This is a genomic window from Paenibacillus sp. FSL R5-0519 (assembly GCF_037974275.1).
Lineage (GTDB): Bacteria > Bacillota > Bacilli > Paenibacillales > Paenibacillaceae > Paenibacillus.
The window spans coordinates 43263-61483 of the sequence record NZ_CP150234.1 but is presented as its reverse complement, the minus strand read 5'-3'; the positions used below and the strand labels follow the sequence as shown (position 1 = coordinate 61483).

18 protein-coding genes are annotated in these 18221 nt (G+C 48.3%); 2 read left to right on the top strand and 16 right to left on the bottom strand.

Features of this window, described 5'->3' with window-relative positions:
• Nucleotides 1–11: 11 nt before the first annotated feature.
• Nucleotides 12–1457, bottom strand: coding sequence for a DUF6385 domain-containing protein (locus tag MKY73_RS00295; protein ID WP_339305055.1), 1446 nt, complete (start codon nt 1455–1457; stop codon nt 12–14).
• A 45-nt stretch (nt 1458–1502) separates the two neighbouring features.
• Complete coding sequence (locus MKY73_RS00290; protein ID WP_339305054.1) at nt 1503–2000, bottom strand: DUF6385 domain-containing protein; 498 nt, start codon at nt 1998–2000, stop codon at nt 1503–1505.
• A gap of 199 nt (nt 2001–2199) precedes the next feature.
• Between MKY73_RS00290 and MKY73_RS00285 the strand changes: the two genes are divergently transcribed.
• Together MKY73_RS00285 and MKY73_RS00280 are read left to right on the top strand one after the other, a co-directional pair.
• Entirely contained in the window at nt 2200–2733 is a 534-nt protein-coding gene (locus MKY73_RS00285; RefSeq protein ID WP_339305052.1) for a hypothetical protein, read from the top strand.
• Nucleotides 2734–2763: 30 nt separating this feature from the next.
• Complete coding sequence (locus MKY73_RS00280; RefSeq protein ID WP_339305051.1) at nt 2764–3345, top strand: hypothetical protein; 582 nt, start codon at nt 2764–2766, stop codon at nt 3343–3345.
• Nucleotides 3346–3466: 121 nt separating this feature from the next.
• On the opposite strand, the gene MKY73_RS00275 is transcribed toward MKY73_RS00280, so the two are convergent.
• From MKY73_RS00275 to MKY73_RS00210, 14 genes are all read right to left on the bottom strand, one after another.
• Entirely contained in the window at nt 3467–4813 is a 1347-nt protein-coding gene (locus MKY73_RS00275; protein WP_339305050.1) for an MFS transporter, read from the bottom strand.
• Between the two features lie 69 nt (nt 4814–4882).
• Complete coding sequence (locus MKY73_RS00270) at nt 4883–6061, bottom strand: winged helix-turn-helix domain-containing protein (protein ID WP_339305049.1); 1179 nt, start codon at nt 6059–6061, stop codon at nt 4883–4885.
• Between the two features lie 139 nt (nt 6062–6200).
• The gene (locus MKY73_RS00265) at nt 6201–6995 is read right to left on the bottom strand and encodes an ATP-binding cassette domain-containing protein (protein WP_036606660.1); all 795 of its coding nucleotides are present in this window, start codon (nt 6993–6995) and stop codon (nt 6201–6203) included.
• 2 nt (nt 6996–6997) lie between these two features.
• Nucleotides 6998–7918, bottom strand: a complete 921-nt coding sequence (locus MKY73_RS00260; RefSeq protein ID WP_339238566.1) for an ABC transporter permease — start codon at nt 7916–7918, stop codon at nt 6998–7000.
• A 90-nt stretch (nt 7919–8008) separates the two neighbouring features.
• Entirely contained in the window at nt 8009–9058 is a 1050-nt protein-coding gene (locus MKY73_RS00255; RefSeq protein ID WP_339305047.1) for an ABC transporter substrate-binding protein, read from the bottom strand.
• Nucleotides 9059–9381: 323 nt separating this feature from the next.
• A complete protein-coding gene (locus tag MKY73_RS00250) occupies nt 9382–9666 on the bottom strand; it encodes a hypothetical protein (protein WP_339305045.1) in 285 nt (94 codons plus the stop codon).
• Between the two features lie 156 nt (nt 9667–9822).
• Nucleotides 9823–10470, bottom strand: coding sequence for a winged helix-turn-helix transcriptional regulator (locus MKY73_RS00245; protein ID WP_084174359.1), 648 nt, complete (start codon nt 10468–10470; stop codon nt 9823–9825).
• Nucleotides 10471–10482: 12 nt separating this feature from the next.
• Nucleotides 10483–11370: a rhodanese-related sulfurtransferase gene (locus MKY73_RS00240; protein WP_124116691.1), complete on the bottom strand. Its 888-nt coding sequence runs from the start codon at nt 11368–11370 to the stop codon at nt 10483–10485.
• Nucleotides 11371–11609: 239 nt separating this feature from the next.
• Complete coding sequence (locus MKY73_RS00235) at nt 11610–12719, bottom strand: hypothetical protein (RefSeq protein WP_339305044.1); 1110 nt, start codon at nt 12717–12719, stop codon at nt 11610–11612.
• A 57-nt stretch (nt 12720–12776) separates the two neighbouring features.
• Nucleotides 12777–14291 (bottom strand): HAMP domain-containing sensor histidine kinase, encoded by a 1515-nt coding sequence (locus tag MKY73_RS00230; protein WP_339305042.1) that lies wholly within the window; start codon nt 14289–14291, stop codon nt 12777–12779.
• The gene (locus MKY73_RS00225) at nt 14288–14998 is read right to left on the bottom strand and encodes a response regulator transcription factor (RefSeq protein WP_339305040.1); all 711 of its coding nucleotides are present in this window, start codon (nt 14996–14998) and stop codon (nt 14288–14290) included. Before MKY73_RS00225 ends, MKY73_RS00230 begins: the two co-directional genes overlap by 4 nt.
• A 261-nt stretch (nt 14999–15259) precedes the next feature.
• On the bottom strand, nt 15260–15436 hold the full coding sequence (locus MKY73_RS00220) for a hypothetical protein (protein WP_339305039.1): 177 nt from the start codon (nt 15434–15436) through the stop codon (nt 15260–15262).
• 187 nt (nt 15437–15623) lie between these two features.
• Entirely contained in the window at nt 15624–16520 is an 897-nt protein-coding gene (locus MKY73_RS00215) for an AraC family transcriptional regulator (protein WP_339305038.1), read from the bottom strand.
• Nucleotides 16521–16701: 181 nt separating this feature from the next.
• The gene (locus MKY73_RS00210; protein WP_339238586.1) at nt 16702–18111 is read right to left on the bottom strand and encodes an MATE family efflux transporter; all 1410 of its coding nucleotides are present in this window, start codon (nt 18109–18111) and stop codon (nt 16702–16704) included.
• Between the last annotated feature and the right edge of the window lie 110 nt (nt 18112–18221).

The following is an 18221-nucleotide window of genomic DNA, read 5'->3' as shown; positions in this document are numbered from 1 at the left end:
ATATAAGTGGGTTATGTGCCTTGTCCATTGAAGAACACATCAATCGTGCTTGGTGCACCAATGAGGCTGGAGCGGTAGGAAAGACGTGTGTATTTGAGAAAACGCTGTGGTACGAGTACGTCCACTGATCCGGACAAAATGCCAGTCACAGTGGTCACATCCGTGTACCAGTTCGTTCCGTTGGCACTGATCTCAACCAGAGCATCCACCCGGTTTATACCCGGCCCCCGGTTATATACAAAGAAAGAATACGTGCCAAATACACTGGTCGTAACCGCTGGAAGCGCGGTGAAGGTGTTTGCTGTAGGTGTGCTTATGATCTGTGACTCCTGAAAACTCTTTTGTGAAATGGACGTCACACTGCTGAGCGTCCCTGCCGTAATCGTTGCTCCGAGCACGCTCGTAATCGTACCATTTAGCAAGTTCGTCAACGTACCTGCAGTTACGGTTGCACCAAGGACACTTGTAATGGTTCCATTCAATAAGTTCGTAAGCGTTCCTGCGGTGATCGTTGCTCCGAGCACACTTGTGATCGTTCCGTTCAATAAGTTCGTTAGTGTTCCTGCGGTGATCGTTGCTCCGAGTATACCTGTAATGGTCCCCGCTGTAATCGTCGCTCCAAGCACGCTCGTGATTGTTCCAGCCGTGATCGTTGCTCCCAGTACACTTGTGATTGTACCATTCAGCAAGTTGGTGAGTGTCCCTGCTGTTACGGTTGCCCCAAGCACGCTGGTAATGGTTCCGGCCGTAATCGTTGCTCCTAGTACACTTGTGATTGTACCATTTAGCAGGTTCGTCAATGTTCCGGCGGTTACAGTCGCTCCGAGCACACTCGTGATTGTCCCGGCCGTAATCGTCGCTCCTAGTACACTTGTGATTGTACCATTCAGCAAGTTTGTCAGCGTTCCCGCTGTCACCGTGGCTCCGAGCACACTGGTAAGTGTACCATCAAGCAAGTTGGTGAGTGTCCCTGCAGTTACAGTCGCTCCGAGCACACTCGTAATCGTTCCTGCCGTAATCGTTGCTCCCAGTACACTTGTGATTGTACCATTTAGCAGGTTCGTCAATGTTCCCGCAGTTACAGTCGCTCCAAGCACACTCGTAATCGTTCCTGCCGTGATCGTCGCTCCCAACACACTTGTGATTGTACCATTGAGCAAATTCGTTAATGTACCTGCGGTTACAGTGGCTCCCAGCACACTGTTAATCGTACCTGCCGTGATGGTCGCTCCAAGTACACTCGTAATGGTTCCGTTCAGAATGTTGGTAATGGTTCCTGCGTTAATGGTAACGGTAGTCAGACCTGAGATGTTACTAATGGTCCCGTCCAAAATAATGCCAACCACATTCCCGCTTGTATCGGTTCTGACAGGCTGGGCTGTGCCTGTACTATCCTGGCCAAAAATCAACGTCCTCAGATTATCCGGATTCGTATTAAACGTCGTAAAGTTAGGCATGTGCCTCGTCCTCCTCCCTGGTCAAATCTGTGTAATCCTACTCCCTTACGGCATACGCTGCGCTTGAAAGTAAACATCAAGCCGGGTCGGTTGATCCGGTTCAACGGATCGAATTGCAAGCCGGGTATAATGCAAGAATCGCAAAGGTACCAGCGCTTTGGTCTGTCCTCCCGCGACCACCTCCTGGCTGTCCACAGCATAGTCCAAGGCATTGGGGCTGATCTGGATCTGTACCAGAGCCGGATGTTTCCCACGATTCACAACGCCATAGGTGTACATGCTGAGTGATGAGGTGTCTTGTGCCGGGAGGGAATTCATGCTGCTGCTGGTTTCGGCTCCGACATACGTATGCTCTGTAAAACAATGAATAGCACCAGGGAGTTTCGTACGTGAGGAAGTACCCTGCTTGAACCGGGGACGAGTAATCCGGGAACAAGGGGGTTTCAGCAATTTAGCGCGGCAGGAATGACGTGAGCGGCGACGGCTTGCATATTTGGTTGGTTGCTTCGTTCTCTTCATGCTTCGCTTCGCTGTTCGACTCATCTCGATTTCCCCTTAAAAAATGTGCTTACGCATCGTATGCCCGGATTGGATATACGGGCACGGCATCTGCCGTTATTTTGGAATTAGCAGTCCTTTCCCAAACGCTTTCTCCTGTTGTTACATACAATGCAAGTAATGAGGACATGCGAAACAAATCGTATCGCGAGACCAGTTTCATCTATTCAGAGGGGGGGACAAGATGACAAACTCTAATGTATTCAACCAGTCTAATGGGCCCCTATTCACTCAACTGACCAACACTTATGCAGCCCCGGGTATTGAGGCTTCAGCAGATGCAGGTGCGGCTGCGGCAGGCAGTTTTTTTGCCCTGACGACCAATAATACATCGATCCCTTCCAGCCAAAACCTCCTTCTTCAAATCCTGAATGCAAGTGGGAGTGGCAGAACAGTACGAATTGCCAGCCTTTCGGGAGGGACAACGGCGGCAGCTACACTGGCCGTATATTCCGGGGGCACGGTGACGGCAGGAAGTACACCTACACCCGTCAATACGTTGCTTGGCAATGCCAACACCAGCATCGTTACTACAAGGCAAAATACCGGCACGCTTGGGGGGACTTTCACAAGTTTGCTCAGCATACCTCTCACTGCGGGAATGTATTTCTTGGATTTAAACGGTTCTATTCTTGTTCCACCGGGACAATCACTATCCATTAGTTTGGGAACTGGCAGTCAGACTGCAGCCATTAATCTCTTCTGGTGGGAATTCTAAGCATGATGCTGATAAAAGGAGGTGCACACTGTGCCGAACAATAATGTATTTAATCCATTAAATCTGCCTGTCTATACGTCCAATACGAACACGTATATCTCTCCCGGCATTGTTGCTCCTCCCGAGAATAGTGCTGGCAGTACCGGCAATCTGTACAATGCAGGTTCCACCAACTCCACCACACTGGGGTTACTGGGAGGAACGGTGATTGCCACCGTTCAATTAGCTAATCCGGCTGGGAGTGGGAGAACCCTGTATGTATCACGGCTCTCCGGTGGAATCACAGTGGCACTGAATCTGTTGTCATCCTTCAGCGGTTCCATGAGTCTGACCGCAAACGGAACGCTAAGCTCTCCCAGTACACTCACGGCGGTCAACAGCAATCTTTCCAGCAGCAATACCAGCGCAGCCATCGTACGATTCTCTTCTTCTGCGCCTTCAGGAGCGACCTCATTGATGGCGATGCCCCTTCAAGCGGGGCCTTTCCAATCCAATGAATTTGGCCGTTATGTGGTTCCTCCAGGTCAAGCCATTAACCTCTCGTTCAGCGGATCACTTTCGGTTGGTGGACTGCTGGCCTCTACTGCTTATTTCACTTGGTGGGAAGTCTGATTTGCTCAACGATGCACAACAAGTACAACGTGCAAACAACCGCCTTCGGATGAAAACGGAAGCGGCTGTTCGTTTTATTGTAGATACAATGAATGTTTAACATGTTGACCCGAGAAAGCAGTCAGATCGATTCCTGCGGAATGGTCTCTTTCGCTTCCGATAGGAGAGGCTGCTTCCCTTCCCATAGGATGCGCTGTAGCAGTATTCCGGCAAGCCCAATCACCAGCGTAGCGAGACCAATATATTGAAAGGTGGGACTCGGTCCTGCAACTCGAATGAGCGCTCCGCCTGCAAGTGGAGCTACAACAAGTACAACACTGGATAGTGAATTTTGAATGCCGAAGACGCGTCCTACATAGGCAGGAGGGGTTTCCTTTTGCAACAAATAATTCAGTGTTACCATAAAGAGCCCATTGCCTACCCCAATGCATAACCCCCACATTAAGACCCAAATTTCAGGTGTTTGTGGGCCAATCCACCCTAATGCAGCAATTCCAGCCCCGATGAACAGATATCCTCCACCTAGCCCCCACCCATACCCAATTCTCGGCAAACGATTTAACAGCAAAATGATGACTATGGCTCCGACACCTCCCGATGAACCCAACCAACCTAACAGCGATTCATTCCCCGGCTTGATCTCCCGAAACAGAGTCGTAAATTGATAATCGATCATCAGGATAGCCATGAGTCCAAAACAGCCGAACAGCATCGTGCTCAGTACGGGGCGACTGCTCTGTATAAAACGCCAGCCTTGCTGCCACTGGGTAAACAACGATTCGGGGATATCCCTTGCATCAGCCGTACTTCCGTCTGGTTCAACAGGCTCCGGCTTCTCCATCAACCGTCGCAAGGGCCATAACACTGCGCCCGACAACAGGCGGGTACAAGCATTGACTAATATACAGATCTGTGGTGAAAAGAAGGCCAAAATGACTGCACCCAGCAGCGGTCCCGCCACTTTCGAGCACTGGTTCACAAAACCATTTAGGGACGATGCCTGAAACAGATGCTCCTCTGCCACCACCTGGCGGGTTAGCGCCTGCTGGGCGGGAACATGGAACACTCCCATCATGGCCCGCAGGGCAAGCAGTGGAAGCAACCACAGCGGACTTGGTGCAAATAAAATTGCAATGGTTAATCCCACCGTGATTACATCACACAGGAGCATGATTTTCACTTTGTGCAGCCGATCAGCCAGTGCACCTGCAAAAGAGCCCAGCACTATGCCCGGTACGGCCATACATACAGGAATAAGGGCGATAATCAACGGATCGGCGCCCCATCGGTAGGCCACCATGACCTGAATGGCGAGTGCATCAAACCAGTCTCCAAACGTAGCCAGCGAATAGGCAATAAACATGCGGACAAACCGGAGATTGGTCCATAAACTTCTGGAGGATTCCGCAGATGAAGCGGAGGGTTCGGTGGATTCATTGGATGTGGGTTCATTTGAAATGACGGTCATACGTGTACTTCCTCCCTTGATTACAGCCGTGTGTGGTCTGTGTGTTACTTGACTGTAATCATAAGAGAGTTATATCAGAGGAAGATCAGAGGATGGGGAGATAGGGGATAAAAATTTACGTATTTCATCTACAATTCGTTGTTTATAGGTGGGAACACCATAATTTTTACCAATCTCTGCGTACACTTGACGATATTTCCTGCGCAGTCTGCCTTCAATTCGATGTTGTTCCATGAACAGGAGGATCTGATATGCAGCATTCAGATATAGCGGCACATTCAGCGACATTTTCAACACGTCCAGTCCGTCATCCATCCTAAGTTCCGCTTCACGCACTCGCCCTTGTCGAAGCAACCATATACCTTCCATCACCTGAAAACGTCCGATCTCCCGCAGATAGGGGGCATCCTTCAATCCTGCGCGCAGCACTGCCATTTGAGCCTCAACAGCTTCACCGCTACCACCCCACAGTTCCACGTATAACGCTGCAAGGGTTACCGGCAGTCTGAAATTCTTGAGCTCGTCCGTCTCTATCAGACGATACGTCTCCTCCAGTTGCATCCGAGCACGCTCGTATTGACCTACCTCTGCATAGAGTTCAATGATGTTCAAAATGCGGAGTTCTCGAAGCAATTCCGCAGATAATGCCGATGAATTCAATGCTTGCTCATATAAGGGTAAGCTTTCTGATGGTTCAATTAGCGAATGAACAAAAATAAGTAACCAGTATAAACGCTCTTCAAAAGAAATTTCCTTTGTTGTAATTAGCCATTCCAGATCGCCCTGTATAAAATGGATATACAACTGATAGTACGGCTCAATCTGAATGCCAAGCGCTTCCTGCTGTTGAACCAGGGTCTGTATGGCATTTCCCTGCCCAAACAAGTGATATTTACGAAGTAATCCGTGAATGACTTCCTGCATTTCAGGGTCCTGAGCAGAAGGACTGGCGGGCAGAACGGACTTGTTTTCTTGCACCGTAAGCCGATATCCGTATCCCCGTACCGTATCCAGACTAATCTCATCCCAACGTTTTAATTTCTTGCGCAGGCGGTAGATATGATCATCCACCGTGCGTTCAACCGGATACTCCAGCGGCCATACCCGGTCCAACAGTTGGCTGCGCGTGAAGACTTTATCCTTGTTCTCATATAAAAAATGAAAAAGCGCAAATTCCTTCGCCAGCAGGCGAATGGAATCCATACGCCGGGTTACGGTGTATGTCCCTTCATCCAATTGTAAAGACATGCCTGGTTCCTCCTATATATTCTTCTCATCGTATTTTCAACATACCACAAAAACCCTTTGCGAGAACGCAAAAGGTTTCTGTAATAAAGAGCGTGTTATCGTACGAAATAGTTATTTGGGGACAAGTTATTTCCTTGTTTTAACCGAGTACGACCCGGTCATCCGCCATTTTTTTCCCGCTAATCCGCTCGAATTCACCAAGCAACTCTGGCACGGTCAACGTACGCTTGCGCTCTTCGCTGACATCCAGAATAATGCGGCCTTTATCCATCATGATTAAACGATTGCCCAGACGGATGGCCTGTTCCATATTGTGCGTCACCATCAGTGTGGTAAGTCTCATCTCACGCACAAGTGTCTCCGTCAGTTCCGTGATCAGTTCGGCACGCGAGGGGTCAAGAGCTGCCGTATGCTCATCAAGCAGCAGAATCTGCGGCTGGGTAAATGTAGCCATCAACAGGCTGAGTGCCTGCCGCTCCCCGCCTGACAAGAGACCTACCTTCGCGTTAGGCCGCTTCTCCAGTCCGATTCCCAGCTTCTCCAGTTGCGTGTTAAAAATCTCACGTCTGGCACGGGTAACGCCGAAGCCCAATCCACGTCCTTTGCCACGCTTGTATGCCATCGCCATATTTTCTTCAATGGACATATGTGGTGCTGTTCCTGCCATCGGGTCCTGAAACACCCGGCCAATCCAGCTGCTGCGTTTATGCTCTGGCAGGTTTTTGATGGAACGATCATTGATTAGCACATCACCCATATCCGGCTTCATCACACCCGAAATGATGTTCATCAACGTCGATTTACCTGCTCCGTTACTGCCAATGACCGTCACAAAATCTCCCGGATTCATCGTCAGATTCACACCAACGAGCGCAGTCTTCTCGTCCGTTGTGCCTGGGTTGAACAGCTTGGTTACTTGCGTAATCTCCAGCATGCTCACATACCTCCCTTCGCCTGTTGACCCCCGGATCGCATCAACTCTTCTGTTCGTTTGCGAGCCAGACTCCGCTGCTTCATGGAACGCTGCATCGTTGGGAATACAAGGGCAATGATGACGATCACCGCGGTAATCAACTTCAGATCAGATGTATCAAACCATTCGACCTGTAGGGCAAGTGCAACCACAATCCGGTAAATAACTGAACCAACGATTGCTGCAAGTGTAGCCCAAAACACCGTTCTTGCACCAAGGATGGCTTCACCAATGATGACGGAAGCCAGTCCAATGACGATCATACCGATACCCATTGTGATGTCCGCAAAACCGGATTGCTGGGCAATAAATGCCCCAGACAGAGCTACCAATCCATTGGATAAGCTGACACCTACAATCGTCGTTACATCCGTATTTGCACCAAAGCTGCGAATCATGCGTTTGTTATCCCCTGTGGCACGGAGCGCCAGTCCAACATCTGTTTTCATGAACAGATCGAGCATGATTTTAAACACGAGTACCACGATAATAATAAGCACCATGACATGCTCACCTGAGAATGGATTATCCATACCCATAATAGATTTATTCGGTGCGCCAAGAATACGCATATTAATGGAGTAGAGCGCGATCATCATCAAGATCCCGGATAACAACCCGTTAATCTTGCCTTTGGTATGAAGCAGACCTGTACAAGCCCCGGCCACCATGCCGCCAGCCATTGCCGCCAAACAGGCAAGCCAAGGAGAGAAGTCATTGGAGATCATCACCGCCGCGATTGCGCCTCCTGTTGTAAAACTTCCGTCTACGGTAAGGTCAGGAAAATCGAGTATGCGGAACGTAATATACACACCAAGAGCCATCAGTGCATATAAAAGTCCCAGCTCGATTGCTCCTTCAATTGAATTCCAGCTTATACTCACGTTACTTCCTCCCTGTCTATCGAAAAGAATGAGGCGAACCCGTTGCACGTTCGCCTAGCATCCTTACTGCCGGATTATACTCCGGTCAGATTATTGAATAATATTGTTTTCTTGGTCTTTTACTTCCGCCTTCATCTCATCCGTAACCGTGATGCCTTGGGCTTCCGCTGCTTTCAGGTTCAGGATCAGATCCAGCTTGTCTGGAACGGTGACTTTCATATCACCAGGATTCGTACCATTCTTCAGAATGTCCGCAGCCATCTCACCCACCTGATATCCATGGTCATAATATTTGAAGCCTACCGTTGCGAAAGCTCCTTTTTCAACCGTATCCCGGTCACTGGAGAAGAACGGAATTTTATTGCTGTTCGCCGTTTGGATGATCGTATCCACCGCACTTACGACAGAGTTATCAAGCGTAATGTAGAAGGCATCTACTTTGCCAACCAGAGAATCCGTTGCCTGTTTAACTTCAGATGTATTCGTAACTGGTGCTTTCACCAGCTTGATATTATGGGTTGCCAGCGCTTTTTCTGCGTTATCTGCCATAACCACTGCATTCGGTTCACCTTCGTTAATGACCAAGCCTACCGTTTTTACATCCGGCAGATTTTTGGCAATAAAATCAGCCAATTGTACGATAGCCTCCGGGTTCGTATCGGATGCACCTGTAACATTGCCGCCCGGCTTGTCCATATCAGTTACCAGTTTGGCACCCAGTGGGTCTGTTACCGCCGCGAACAGCAATGGCTTGTCCTTCACTTGCTGAGCCAGAGCCAGCGCCGATGGTGTTGCGATTCCGAGTACGAGATCATTTTTGGAGTCACCCGAAATTTTCTGTGCAATGGACAGGTTGTTCGTCGAATCACCTTGCGCGTTATTGTAATCGATTTTGAGGTTCTTGTTCTCTTCAATACCCGCATCCTTCAGGGCTGCGATGAAACCTTCGCGTGTAGCATCCAGGGATGGATGTTCAACAATCTGGGAGATGGCAATCTGGTATGATTTTTCCTCGCTGCCTCCACCTGTTGTACTCCCAGATCCTTCGGATTCCGAGCCTGTACCGCTGTTATTTCCGCAACCTGCCGCAACGATCATTGAAGCAGCCATCATCAGTGACATCCAAAATTTCTTTTTCATGTGTGAGAACCCCTCTCCATCTTATAAAATGTGGTTACCCTTATCGAGATTCCATTGACACGATAGGGTGGGACAAAACAAACGCTTCAACGCATTGTTGCTTTGATCGACAAAAGCAGACAAATATAGACTTTTGTCATGCGACTGAAGTCCATGAACCGTGTTAGTGTTTTATTGTTCCCCTAATATTAAGGGGCGTCCCGATATACGTCAATGGTTGAACCGCTTCCAATTTACTCTCATCGGTTGATTGTGATAGGAAATATTACATAAGATCAAAAAAGGCAACCCACATGTTATGCGAGCAGCCTCATATAGATAGCTTATTTTTCTTCTTGAATTGCTTTTAGCTCAGCAGAGGTTAGTCCCGTCGCTTTGACAATGGTCTCTTGATCAAGACCCAAGGTGAGCATATTCAATGCAATTTTCCGCTTGCTCTCAGCTTCACCTTTCTTGAGACCCTCTTCTCGTGCGCCCTCAATCATGGAAGCTTCGTCCCATAGAAATTTCTGACGGTCGATATATCGTTGACGTGCTTGCTCATCCTGGCTCAGAAACTCCAATACACTCATGGCTTTTTTCAAAGCCGGTTCGGGTTCGTGCATCATTAACGCCTCCCATCTAACATAGAGTTATGTATAAGAATCTGGTGTTATCTCAGATTATATCACGTATCTCACTACAAAAATAACGTTTTTACGTCATTCTTATCCAAAAAAAGAGACTATTTCGACGAATCGAAACAATCTCTTTGTATAAACCAGTCAGTTCCCCGACGCTTCGCGAATCTCATACTTGCACCTTTTGCCGCCATCGGCGTAACATTCGGTACGCTCCACCTCCGCTTGAAGCAGCGAGCGGAACAATTCCAGTTCACAGCGACAAGCCTGCTTGTATACACTCGCAACTTGCACAATCGGGCAGTTCATTTCCGTAATGACGTAGGTTCCATCTTCTTCTCTGGACGCATCCGCCATATATCCGTTGGCATTCTGAATTCGCGCGAGTTCCTCCACTCGTCCGGCCAGATCCTGGCCTTCCATCTGTGGCAATCCGCTGCGGAGCAGCTTGTCCCGGCGACTCTCGAACAATGCATCCACCACACCGCTCCCGGCTGAGTCAGACAATTCTTCAAGCAGTTCCAGCGTAAGGGACGAATATGATTTTGGGAAAAAGCTGTCCCCGCGTACCGTCAATTGGTACACCGAGGATGGACGTCCAGCCGTAGCCCGGGCCTCCCGAACTTCGATCCAGCCGTCCTGCTCCAGTGCTGTCAGATGACGGCGAATGGCCATGCCGGTCAGACCCAGATCAGCTGTCATTTCCCTCGCGGTCAATGTACCTTGCTGCTTCAGCATGAACAAAATCCGTTCACGCGTCGTTCGTTCCTCTTCGCGCTTCACGATCAGCACCTGCTCTCCTGCTTATGCGTGTACCGGTGCTGCCTCCCGGCAGGCATCCGAGCAAAAGCGGTTATGCGTCTCTTCGCAATCCTCGCAGCTTACGTGCTGCAGGTTGCAGGTTGGACAATTAATATATCGGTCATGTGTCGTTCCACAGTGATAACAGCTGGCAATGACAATATCCTCTTCTGTCCGGTTAATCGGTACAGAGATTCGCTCGTCAAACACGTAACATTTACCATCGAATAGATGGCCTTGAACTTCTGGATCTTTACCATACGTGACAATACCGCCGTCTAATTGAGCAACGTCCTGGAATCCTTCATTAATCATGAATCCAGTCAGCTTCTCGCAGCGAATACCACCGGTGCAGTAGGTAATAATCGTTTTATCTTTCATGTCACCCAGGTTCTCGCGAATCCACTCCGGGAACTCGCGGAACGACTCAACATCTGGACGGATGGCGCCGCGGAAATGGCCGATTTCGTATTCGTAATCATTGCGACCATCGATAACGATGACATCATCCCGTTGCAGATGCTCATGGAATTCTTTCGGTGAGAGGCGTTTGCCACTAATCACATTTGGATCCAGATCTTCGTCTACGCGGAACGTAACCAGCTCTGCTTTGTGACGAACAAAGATTTTTTTGAATGCATGTTCTTCCACATCATCAATCTTGAACACCATATCGCTGAACAGCGGGTTCGCATGCATGTCTTTCATATACTGTTCCGTCTGTTCCGGCGTTCCGGATACCGTGCCGTTAATGCCTTCGGATGCGATCAGGATACGTCCTTTCACACCGAGGTCCTTGCAGTATTGCAAATGCTCTTGTGTAAACGTCTCGGGGTCTTCAATCTTCACGAACTTATAATATAAAAGCACGCGATACGCGCTGTTACACATGTATATCACCTGTTCCTATTCCATGTTGTTATGAGCCGGATCATCCGGCAAGACGACTACGTTGCACCCTTACTTGTAAAAAGAAAAGAAACAGCCGCCCGAAACTTCGTCTCGAACTGCTGTCTGACATTCGACTTATATTCCTGCATTCTAGTTTATCGGAAGCGGAATAGCTTAGTCAATATAAATGTATAGAAAGGGATGAAAGATATGGAACATATCTGTCCGCAACAATCATCCTATTCCGAGATCGTAATAACCGAGGTCACAAAGTGATACGACTCATTCTCCAATACCGCCTGCGATAACAGGATCTTATTTCCTTCCGGACTCCAGGCAAGCGGGTCAGAGGCGTTGTCCATATCCGCCGAGATCTGGAACTGCTCAGCCGACTCCGTGTTGGAGACGAACAGCCCTTTCTCATTATCATTCTCGGAATTGATCGTATACGCAATCTTGGAATCATCACCCGACCAGCTGGTGCCGAAGATCTGCGTGCCTCTGGCGAGAGTGGCCTTCTCATTACCTTCCAGATCGGTAAGCACCAGCGCCCGTTTGGTATCCGCCGTTCTTTTCACAATCGCAAGCCTTGTTCCATCATTGGAAGGGATGACCCACTCCACACTTTTCAGCACCTGTTTCACGTCACCCGTCTTCACGTCGTATGCATTCAACTGGCCGTCTTCGCCCGTAATATAATAGAGCATATTGCCTGACACTTTGATACTCCGTACATTGAAATTGCCTGTCTCCACCAGCACCTTCGTTGTTCCATCCACACTTGCCGAGATCAGATCACCCTTCATATTGGGAAAAACGACATGTTCATTATCCAGCCATGCACCCTCTTGGATGAAGCCATCCTCCTTACCGGCGGGGGTTGTCTCCCCGCTATGCAGATTCAGAATGTAACCTTTACCCGTACTTTCCTCCGGCTCCCGATAGAACAGGTACTGACCATCCGGTGACACCAGCGGTGCACCCAGGCTAACTTCACTTTCCTTGAGCGGCGTGTCTGTACCTTTGGTTAGATCATACATATATAAGTTATGCGGGTATCTTTCCTCACCTTCAACAGTAACGGGTTTCAAGGACTTATTCTCCTTGTCGGATACAATCCAGTCGTCACTTAGCCATGCAATTCCGCGCATATTGGGCAATTTATCAATTTTCTCCAACTTGAAGCTCTGGTACACAGACGTGTTGGTATTATCTTTCACCGTAATATCGGTGCCTGTTTTACCGCCTTGTGCATTGCTCCCCGGCTCTGTTGTTCCCCCGCATGCTGCTGTTGTTAACAGGGCAATGGCCCCAAACGTCCCCAATGCTGCTTGTTTCCAATTCATCATGTTCCCCCCTGGTTTCTCTTGCTATAGACCAAGCATACACACGGCATACTTCCAAAGTTATTCAGACTTGTTTCGAACTTGTAAACTTGCATCAGCCAAAGGGAAAATGAGTTGGAACGTCACGCCTTCCCCATTCTGAGAATCGCTCGTACTGCTTGGAAGTAAGGTGATTGTACCGCCTTGCTTTTCAACAAATTGCTTCACGAGAGATAATCCGAGCCCGGTTCCGCCAGTTTTTCTGGCCCTGTCTTTGTTCACCGTGTAAAAGGGTTCAAAAATCTTCTCCTGCGCCTCTGCCGGAATCGGCGTACCTGAATTATAGATGCGAATGACCGCTTGACGCTCCTGTATCTGTAATTCGCTCTTCACCCGGATCACACCATCCGGAACGTTATATTTGATGGCATTATCCAGCATGTTGATGAAAATATGCATCAGACTCTCCCGATCACTGCGGATCACCGCCGGTTCCAGATCCAGTTCCATGTTCAGCGCAAACTTCTCCGCTTTTCCACGCATCCGACCACAGGCATCCTCCAGCAGAGCACTGACCTCTACATCTTCGGCCTGGTTCTCGAAGTCATACTTCTCCAGAGCAGATAAATGCAGTACTTTCTCCACCATCTCGTATAGCCGCTCCGTTTCTTTACCAATGTTACTCGTCGCATCATCAAGCAGTTGCGGATCATCCTTATACATGTCGAGCAGCTCCACATAAGCTTTGATCGACGTTAGCGGTGTCTTAAACTCATGGCTGATGTTACCGATATATTGTTTCTGCTGCTGTTCCAGCGCCTGAAGCTTCTCTATCGCCAGTTGCAGCTTCTGCTGCTCCGCATGCATGGCTGTGATATTTTGCTGAATGGATGTACTCATATAATAGATGCCTTGCCCCAACTCGCCCAATTCATCCTTACGCCTTAAGGGAGACTCCGTAATGTAGTTCCCTTCCCGAATGGAATCTGCGGACCTCTTCAGCCGGGTAATCGCAACGGCAAACCGATTGTAGAACAGATAACCTAATATGAAGCTCAGTGCAACCACGGTAATTCCTGCCCATAAGAACAATTGAAAGATGCGAGTATAGAATTCATGGTAGCTCTGGACAGGATATTGTATCCATACCGCGCCCATCTGTCCGTCCGGGCCATCCAGTGGTGCGGCATAGAGCAGGGTCTCGCCCTGCTCATGATAAGCAATTTTATTTTGCAGCGCATAGTCCAACGTTTCCTGTACGAGTTCACTCTCGCCGGAGGCGAAGGATGCTCCCACCTGCTGGCCTGTCATGTTATAGAGTGCAATTGGCAATCCGGTAGAGTTGGCCAGTTCCTGTGCCAGCCTGCGGCCATTTCGCTGTAAAAAAACGTCCTGATCGAGATGAACCGACTCGGTGTAGTAGGACTGTCGTACATTCAGGTTCACCAGCCGTGTCTGCTGCGATAGAATACCTTCAATCTGTGACTGCTGATTGCGTTCAATACCGCGCAGGACCAGTGAACTAAGCACAACTACGGTCAGGATTAGCAAGGCTGCCAGAAAAACACTGAACTTCAGCTTGATGCTGACTCTCATATGGCCCCGCCTGATTCAGGTGCAGATGCTTTGTAGCCAATCCCGTATACCGTCTGCAATTTTTGCTGATCCGTATCTCCGATTTTTTTGCGCAAACGCTGGATATGAATGTCCACGGTCCGTGTCCCACCCGCATATTCCATGCCCCATACCCGATCCAGCAGATCGTCTCGTGTGTACACCCGCTCAGGATTAGACATGAGAATGGTCAGCAGATCAAACTCTTTCGGTGTCAGATCCAGCTTCTCCTCATTCACAGTCACCGTGCGGTGAGCAACATGAATACGCAGTGTGCCATTCACGATGGCCTGATTCTTCGAATCGTCAGGTGGTGGACTGCTTTTCTCGACACGACGCATGAGCGCTTTCACCCTTGCAAGCAATTCTCGGATCTCGAATGGTTTGGTCATGTAATCATCGGCGCCCATTTCCAGGCCAACGATCTTATCCACGATATCATTTTTGACGGTCAGCAAAATAATGCCGATATCCTCCCGGTCCTCCAGCCTGCGGCATACGCCGTATCCATCGAGCCTGGGCATCATGACGTCCAGAATCATGACCTGTGGGTGAAACGATGCGACCTTCATTAAGGCCTCTTCGCCGTCACTCGCAGTCTCAACTTCATATCCTTCGCGCCGCAGCGCGTAAGCAATGGCACTGACGATACTTGATTCGTCATCTACCACGAGTACTTTTTTATTCATGGGATTCATCCTCTTTATCTATGTCATGGGTTAGTTTATGGGTTTATGTTAGCAAGGTCTATGTTAATTGGCTATGGATGAGTTGCAATTTGTATGACAGGTGCATATCCTCTCAGCTTAGTCTTGGCTTTACTTTCTTTATACCCCAAAGTCAACAAAAAGAGCCAACCCGTGATTGGATCAGCCCTTGGTCTATAGATTTAGTTATTGAATTTTAAATAACAATATACACTTCTGCTTACACAATAAAAAAAGGTTCCATCATTCACTTTTATTCTTGGAAGAATGTAGATAGTTCAGTATAAGAATCCATAAAATACAGCCAAGTAAAATATGAATACCACTTTCACTTATATCCACTCCACCTCCACTTAATAAAACACCTGTAAAAAAGCCCAAAACAACAGCTAGTAATATCTCTAACAGTTTTGTTTTCATAGATTGCATCTCCCCTCAATGGCGGAACGACTACAACAGCTAGTACAGAACCAGTAAGGTTATATTCTACCAAGAAACTAGGAGTCCTTTTATAAACTTGTTTATCTTCATAAAAAAAGCGTTCGACACACTCGTACACCTTCATGGGCGTGCTGAACGCTTTCTTATGAAATAGTGGTTTACAACTTTACTCCTCAAATGACAGATTCAGCGGCTCGTCCGACATCTCATACTCTGTCTCCATATGTGTCAGCGGCGTGTTCATATCAACCTCTTCGAAGCGGAAACTATCGACCCACACTTTACCTTTACCGTTCAAAATCACCCCGAACGAAATGACCGCGCTGCCCTCCGGCACATCAAGCACAATACTGTACTGGTTCCAGGGCTGTGTACCCGTAATTGGCCGATCATGCATGTTATCAAATTGGAGCACATCATGAACGTTATTATCCACACGCATCCATAATCCGCAGAACGCCTCCACACGCTCGGTCCTCACGAATCCCGATAATTTCATCCGCTTGCCTACATACTTGTCCGCTCTGAACTGCTGCATCATCGTTGCGAATTCATTAGGCTCCATCGGTGTAACTGCCTTCAAATAACCTGAAGCTTTACCCTGATGCACTTCGGCAGGATCAATGCCCATCTCATAATTTTGCGGATGACTTCCGGTTAACATCCAGCCTGTAATCGTTGACGTCTGACTCATCTGTACTTCTCCTCCTCTGGTTCTTCCTTCGAATAATTTCAGATCGAACAATTTGCGGAAACGTCCTGGTGGCATGCCATAACATTTGCGAAATGCACGAGTGAAGGCTTCCTGACTTTCAAATCCACACGCCAGGGAAATATCCAAAATGCCTGCATCTGTGGATCGCAGGGCTGTGGACGCCAGACTCATCCGGCGGTTTCGGATATAATCCACCACAGTCATACCCACTTCATTACGGAAAATCCGGTGGTAGTGATACGGCGACAACAACGCCTCGGACGCCACTTCTTCCAACCCGATCTCCTCATGCAGATAGGTTTCAATATAGAACAAACTTTGCTGAATCATTGCACGGTAACGGCTCAACTGTGGTAAATCCCCCTTCCATATCCTTACTATACGTGAATGATGTATGTACCGTTTTGATCATTTTTGCTATCCTCACTTCAGTTGCCATCTGCCGAAAACGCAAAAAAAGAGCCAATCACGGATTGAATCCTTTCCGTCATTGACTCTCCTTTTATTTATCCGCACATCATATTCTTCGTCAGACAGCCGGTACCGGCTGTGCGCCAACCTCTTCGTCATCATGCTCCACCAGTTCATGTTTCTCCCAAGCTCTGCTCTTCCAGCGGAAGAACATAATGACTGCACGGGTCCACTCATCCGCCGCAATGGCAAGCCATACACCAGCGAGCCCCAGATGAAGCTGGAATATGAGCAGATACCCCAGTGGCAGACTCATGCAGACCATGGAGATCAGACCCATATATACCGGGAACTTCGCATCCCCTGCCGCACGCAGGGAACCAATGATCACAATATTGCAGGTACGTCCGGTTTCGAGTAAAAGACTGAGCAGAATCACTTGAGCACCCAGCTTGATAATTTCCGGATTATCCGTAAATATGCTCATCAGCGGCACACGGAAAAAAATGATGATGACATCAATGATAACCGTGGCCAGGAGGGCCCATTTTACACTGTCAAAAACACGTTTGTACGCATCGTCTTTGCGGCGCGCACCGACAAGCCGGCCTACAATGATTGATGTCCCCATACCAATCGCCATGCTGAACAAGTAGATATAGCTGGAGATATTGCCCGCATACTGCTTGGTTGCCATAGCTTCTGCGCCCAGATAGGTCACATACAGGGTGAACACGAGCTGGCAAGAATGATATACCATGGACTCCATCGCAGACGGAATGCCGATCCGCAGAATTTTGCCAATAAAATGTTTGGACAATTTAATGTAGTATTCGAAATCCACCCGCACCTCGCTTACACGATACAACAACCAGAAGAAGATCAGCAGGCAGATAAACCGACTTCCTACTGTGGAGATGGCTGCACCTTCCACGCCAAGCTTCGGCAGGCCGAAGTGACCGAAGATCAATGCATAGTTACCAACAACGTGAATCACGTTCATGAATACAGCGACGTACATCGTTTCTTTGGTATAACCATGTGTACGGATCGTCGCAGCCAGTGCATTAATGAGTGCCTGGAGGAAGATCCCGCCACCGACGATATTTATATACGAACGGGCAAAATCATAAATTTCGCCTTGAATATTCAAGAGTGATAACAAATGTCCTCCGAACAGAAGGAAGATTCCGCTCAGGACCAGCCCCACAATAAGATTCAGCGTAATCGCATTACCTGTCACTTGTGCTGCTTCACTTAGCTTTTTCGATCCGATATATTGTGCCACTACAATTGCAGCACCATGTCCAATGACTTCCAGTACAAGGATAGCGATAGAAATAATCTGATTGGCTGCTCCAACGCCGGAGACCGCATTATCGGATACCGAGCTGAGCATGAGCGTATCCACGCTCCCCATCAACATAAATAAGAAGAGTTCCAGGAAAATAGGCCATGTTAGTCGAATCAGATTCAGATCCTTGGCATCAGAACGAAGGGACTCTTTGGTTGAGGATATTGCTGTCATTTTCTCACCTTTCCCATGTGGGCTTTAATTCTTAGGGTATGTTAGCACAGGTAGTTTGAAAATGCAGTAGTTTTGCGAAAATAGTTGAAAGTTTTTTGCAATTCCATAAA

Bases quoted from the DNA above. Each gene is read 5' to 3' on its own strand.
- MKY73_RS00295 (WP_339305055.1), bottom strand. From the start codon at position 1,457: ATGCCTAACTTTACGACGTTTAATACGAATCCGGATAATCTGAGGACG.
- MKY73_RS00290 (WP_339305054.1), bottom strand. From the start codon at position 2,000: ATGAGTCGAACAGCGAAGCGAAGCATGAAGAGAACGAAGCAACCAACC.
- MKY73_RS00285 (WP_339305052.1), top strand. From the start codon at position 2,200: ATGACAAACTCTAATGTATTCAACCAGTCTAATGGGCCCCTATTCACT.
- MKY73_RS00275 (WP_339305050.1), bottom strand. From the start codon at position 4,813: ATGACCGTCATTTCAAATGAACCCACATCCAATGAATCCACCGAACCC.
- MKY73_RS00270 (WP_339305049.1), bottom strand. From the start codon at position 6,061: ATGTCTTTACAATTGGATGAAGGGACATACACCGTAACCCGGCGTATG.
- MKY73_RS00265 (WP_036606660.1), bottom strand. From the start codon at position 6,995: ATGCTGGAGATTACGCAAGTAACCAAGCTGTTCAACCCAGGCACAACG.
- MKY73_RS00255 (WP_339305047.1), bottom strand. From the start codon at position 9,058: ATGAAAAAGAAATTTTGGATGTCACTGATGATGGCTGCTTCAATGATC.
- MKY73_RS00250 (WP_339305045.1), bottom strand. From the start codon at position 9,666: ATGATGCACGAACCCGAACCGGCTTTGAAAAAAGCCATGAGTGTATTG.
- MKY73_RS00240 (WP_124116691.1), bottom strand. From the start codon at position 11,370: ATGTGTAACAGCGCGTATCGCGTGCTTTTATATTATAAGTTCGTGAAG.
- MKY73_RS00235 (WP_339305044.1), bottom strand. From the start codon at position 12,719: ATGATGAATTGGAAACAAGCAGCATTGGGGACGTTTGGGGCCATTGCC.
- MKY73_RS00230 (WP_339305042.1), bottom strand. From the start codon at position 14,291: ATGAGAGTCAGCATCAAGCTGAAGTTCAGTGTTTTTCTGGCAGCCTTG.
- MKY73_RS00225 (WP_339305040.1), bottom strand. From the start codon at position 14,998: ATGAATAAAAAAGTACTCGTGGTAGATGACGAATCAAGTATCGTCAGT.
- MKY73_RS00220 (WP_339305039.1), bottom strand. From the start codon at position 15,436: ATGAAAACAAAACTGTTAGAGATATTACTAGCTGTTGTTTTGGGCTTT.
- MKY73_RS00210 (WP_339238586.1), bottom strand. From the start codon at position 18,111: ATGACAGCAATATCCTCAACCAAAGAGTCCCTTCGTTCTGATGCCAAG.